Origin of the sequence: Bacteroides sp. 41_26, assembly GCF_949740115.1 — a bacterium.
GTDB classification, from domain to species: Bacteria; Bacteroidota; Bacteroidia; order Bacteroidales; family Bacteroidaceae; genus Bacteroides; species Bacteroides nordii.
Genome location: NZ_CATJGZ010000014.1, coordinates 1 through 2,312, shown reverse-complemented (window position 1 = coordinate 2,312; position 2,312 = coordinate 1). Strand labels below are relative to the sequence as shown.

General features: G+C 32.3%; 1 protein-coding gene and 1 pseudogene. Both read right to left on the bottom strand.

What is annotated here, in order from left to right; all coding sequences use genetic code 11:
- Positions 1 to 288: pseudogene (locus QX565_RS00150) on the bottom strand (hypothetical protein); the annotation flags it as partial.
- Positions 289 to 728: 440 nt separating this feature from the next.
- Complete coding sequence (locus tag QX565_RS00145) at positions 729 to 1,871, bottom strand: site-specific integrase (RefSeq protein ID WP_278599421.1); 1,143 nt, start codon at positions 1,869 to 1,871, stop codon at positions 729 to 731.
- Positions 1,872 to 2,312: the final 441 nt, after the last annotated feature.

Below are 2,312 nucleotides of genomic sequence, written 5' to 3'. Positions count from 1 at the left end.
ACATGGCTTATTCTGTGGTAAACCCATCCTTTGAACAACGTCAACAGCTTTACCAATTCCTACTCCATTCAGGCGATAGGCTGTATTCTCCATCACATAAACACGTTCTTTGTCATCTTCATGCCAACCTACATTCTCAAACCCCATCCCAACTAAAGTGTTAACAGTTTCTTCTCCTGTTTGGCTCATTCCCTTTGAGGAAAGCAAACAGAATAAAAAGATCGCTACACAGCGTGTTATATCGCTATTATTTAGGCCTTTCCACATGTAAGAGACTTTATATCCCATTCTTTAGTTTTATCTTAGCGTCATCTTTATGATGCGAAATACGACGCAAAAATAGGTACATTTTTAATAATACCAAAGAATTTTACACGAAAAATCAAAATATTGTATTATATTTTTTTATTCTTGTTACGAATTTCTAAAAATAGATACCAAATTGGTAATATCCTTTCTGAATGTTACAAACAATAGTGCTCTTTAAGGTGGTTGCAGCTGCACATATGAAGGTAAAAATGTAGTTCAATAAAGAAGGGGAAAGAGTATTAATGTTATTTTTAATTACCACACAACAAGAGCTTATTATATTATAGAATCAAAAGTACGTACTTTTATAGTCCAAAAGTACGTATTTAACTATGACTTAAATACGTACTTTATATATATAAGAGTACGTACTTTTATAATCAATGATATATATATTCTCTAAATGCTGATAATCAGCATTATGTTATCTCAGGAATGAGGGCAATTGCTTTACTTTTGCTCTCATCTACAATCTTTGCATAGATCTGAGTTGTCTGAATATTTGTATGTCCTAACAATTTCGATACAGTATATATATCAGCTCCCAAAGTGATCATCATAGTCGCGTGGGTATGTCTCGCAACGTGAAAAGTGATATGTTTTTGTATCCCTGCGTCCTTTCCCCAACGAGATAATATTTCATTGGTTCTTCCCAAGGATATCAAACCGTTAAAAACCCGGTCGGTATCCAATGCTTTACCTCTCTTAGGTAACTGTTTTAATGCTTCAGGACTAAGAGGGAGAGATATTATTTCTTGAGTTTTTTGCTGTATTATATGTAATTGAGTATTACCAGCTTTATCTTTCCTGAGGTTCTCCCAAGTCAATGCAGCAATATCCGAGTGTCTTAAGCCACAAAAGCAGCTGAATAGGAAGGCTCTTTTTAACATTTCGTTATAGAAATGAGTTTGAGATAGCAGGCGTATTTCGTCCATGGTCAAATATTCCCGTTCTGTTCTTTTTCGTTTAGGTTTATCTTCATTTTTTATTTTATTCATCGGGTTTGTAGATAAAACATCTTCAACAACTGCATATTTTAAGCAATAGTTTAACTCTTTTAGATAGCATATCTGGCTATTCACATTGATCAACTTTTCTTTTTTACTATGTTTCTGAGTTGCAGACTTTAAGTACTCCATAAACCCTAATATGTAATCTTTATCAACAGCTTTTAATGAAATTCCACTTTTATCATATCTCTGAAGATGGTGAATCAAGGTATTCATCAAAGTTCGTTTTGCCTTTTGAACTATGTCTCTATTTGCTAAATAGCAGATGTAGTCAGTAAGTAGCATGTTTGACCTATTTTTATTCGCATCGAAACCAAATTTACCATTTTGTAATGCTACAATCTTCTGAGCTTTAATAGCATTAGCCAACTTAAGCGTTTCTACATTTCTATCCTTATCTATCCGGTTATTCTCCGGAATAATATAAAGTTTCAAAAATTCATATCTCCGCTTTTTATCCATATAAATATCGAGATAAAGTGATAAACACCCATTCGACAATTGTTTTGACCGAAGTTTAATCGGTTCCTTTATTCTAAGTTTCTTTTTCATATCTGTCTACTAACCTATCATTAATATATACACCTTTCTGTTTGGAGTAACAAACTGGTAACACCCTTCATAAAGGGTAATTAGAACGTAGTACTTATTTCTATTGTTTATGTTATAACGTTTATTACTATTAGGACTGATTAATAAGGAATAAAGTATCACAATGCAATGGCCCGTCTTGTACGCCTATGCATGGTTTCTCTTGAATTTGGATAATGAATTATTCTTTATAAGGTAAAAGAGAAAAATATAAACCTCCTTATGCGAATAAATAGTAACAAATAAGTAACAGTAGTACTGCTATTATACTTAATATAACGTTCTTTATATCTATTTATTTTCTTGTAATAAAATCATATAATATACAGCAATATAGCAAATTACTATTGTTTAGTAGATTTACAGTTGTGCCTATCTGCATATCCACAGAATAAGCCATGT

Bases quoted from the DNA above. Each gene is read 5' to 3' on its own strand.
- QX565_RS00145 (WP_278599421.1), bottom strand. From the start codon at position 1,871: ATGAAAAAGAAACTTAGAATAAAGGAACCGATTAAACTTCGGTCAAAA.